The 2,462-nt window shown below is 54.1% G+C and carries 1 protein-coding gene; it reads left to right on the top strand.

Features of this window, described 5'->3' with window-relative positions:
• On the top strand, positions 1-2,462 hold a 2,462-nt coding region (locus V6D20_03445; protein HEY9814848.1), incomplete at both ends, for a hypothetical protein.

Genomic DNA, 2,462 nt, shown 5'->3' with positions numbered 1-2,462 from the left:
CAAGGGCAGACATTGATCACCTACAGCGAGGTGGATGTTATTCATCGACCCAATGAGCTGACGTTTTACAGAATTGGTCTGCCGTTTGAAGCCCGTGCCTATGAGATTACTGGGCGGCAAGGGTCTGAGGATTCACCCTTTACGGTGGAAGGGCTGCTGACCGCAATTCAAGGTGCCGACGAGATTGCCTATGAGGTGCAGCCTACGGATGGACTGGTACAGAAACGGCTGGTGGAGCGCGATCGCATCCAATACCTCAGCAATAATCAGGATCCATTACCCTTCGGTGAAGTCGAGTCCCTGGCGTTGCCCTACCAAACCTATCGGCTGGCGTTTACGCGGGAGTTGATCCAGCGAGTGTATGGCGATCGCGTCAATGACGATCTCCTGCGGGAAGGCCGCTATGAGCAAATAGAAGGCGAGCAAACAGAAGGGCTGTGGTGGATTCCTTCTGGACGGCAAATCTTTGATGCAGAACATTTTTACCTGCCTATTCAAGCCATTGATCCCTTTGGGCAAACCTACACCACCACCTATGACAATTACCATCTGCTGACGGTGCAAACGGCAAATCCCCTGGGCAATACAGTGGTTGTGGAAAACAACTACCGGGTGTTGCAGCCCCAGCAGCTTACCGATCCCAACCAAAATCGGGCGCGGGTGCTCTTCGACATGCTGGGGATGGTGGCGGCAACTGCGGTGATGGGCAAGGCGGGAGCAAATCAGGGAGATGTGCTGGATGAAACGGTCAGAGATGATCTGTCACTGGAGGACATTGAGGCATTTAGCGCTGATCCGTTAGGTAACGCTGCCTCGTTACTGGGCAATGCCACGACTCGAAGTATTTACGACCTGGAACGGTTCAGGGCGGCTGGTGAACCTGTCTTTGCAGCGACTCTGGCGAGAGAAACCCATGTGAATGACCCACTGCCACCAGATGGGCTGAAGATTCAGGTAAGCCTCGGTTATTCCGATGGATTTGGGCAGGAGATTCAGACCAAGATTCAGGCTGAACCGGGCCCGCTTGACTTAAGCGATCCAAATTCGCTAACTATCGCTCCGCGCTGGGTGGGCACGGGTTGGACAATTTTTAATAACAAAGGGAATCCGGTTAAGCAGTACGAACCATTTTTCAGTGACACCCATGAATTCGAGTTTGCGATGCAGGTGGGTGTAAGCCCTACACTGCTGTATGACCCGATTCATCGGGTGGTGGCTACCCTTGCCCCCAACCATACCTACAGCAAAGTGGTGTTTAACCCCTGGCAGCAAACCACCTGGGATGTGAACGATACGGTGCTGCAAAATCCAGCAGAAGACGAAGATGTAGGGAGCTATTTTAGTGGACTGGCTGAGGCAGAGTTTTTGCCCACCTGGCATCAGCAGCGGATCAATGGTGGACTCGGATCTGCTGAGCGAGGTGCCGCAGAAAAAGCGGTCATTCATGCAGAAACTCCCAGTACAGTTCATGTCGATACCTTAGGGCGTCCAATCTTGACCATTGCCCACAATCGATTTGAGCAAGACAACAACCCAGTAGACGAATTCTACGAAACGCGGGTGGGGTTAGATATTGAAGGCCATCAGCTCTATGTGATGGATGCACGGGGCAATCCGGTGATGGTGAATGCAGTGGTGAGTCGCGACGACCAGGGGGTGCCGCTGCGCGATGCCCAGGGCAATCCGATTATCGAAACGACGGCCAATAATCTCCTGGGCCATTCCCTCTATTCTCTCAGCTCCGATGCGGGGGAGCGGTGGACGTTGAACAATGTGGCAGGAAATCCGATGCGAGGCTGGAATAGTCGTGGCTTTGTCACCCGGTTGGTGTACGACGAACTGCAGCGTCCGACCCATCTCTATGTGCGTGATGTGCGTGAGGAAGATGAGCCAGACGTTTTAGTAGAGCGGACGGTGTATGGGGAACGACACCCGGAAGCCTTCCAGCGCAATCTCAAAGGGCAGGTGTTCAAGCAGTTTGATAGCGCTGGCGTTGTTACCAGCTTTGAGTTTGACTTTAAGGGCAATTTGCTGCGGGGCGGTCGGCAGATTGCCCGAGACTATCGACAGCAGATGGCTTGGTCGGTGGTGGAATCGCTGACGGAGGAAGATTCTCAGGGTTTGGTAACAGCAGCAACCCCGCTACTGGAGCAGCCGCCACGGATCTATGACGTGATCTCGGTGTTTGATGCCCTAAACCGACCGATTAGCGTGACGAGTCCTGACGGCAGTGAGGCGCGACCGATTTACAACGAGGCGAATTTGCTAGAAGCAATGGTGGTGCGTCTGCGAGGCGTAGACGAGTTCACACCGTTTGTCACCAATATCGACTACGACGCCAAGGGGCAGCGATCGCTGATTGAGTATGACAATGGGGTGCGAACCACCTACACCTATGACCGGGAAACCTTCCGGCTGACCCGCCTGTTCACCAGCCGGGGAACGGCATTTCCTGGAGATTG

Source organism: Candidatus Obscuribacterales bacterium, from assembly GCA_036703605.1.
Classification (GTDB): Bacteria; Cyanobacteriota; Cyanobacteriia; order RECH01; family RECH01; genus RECH01.
This window is presented reverse-complemented; position numbering and strand designations above follow the sequence as displayed.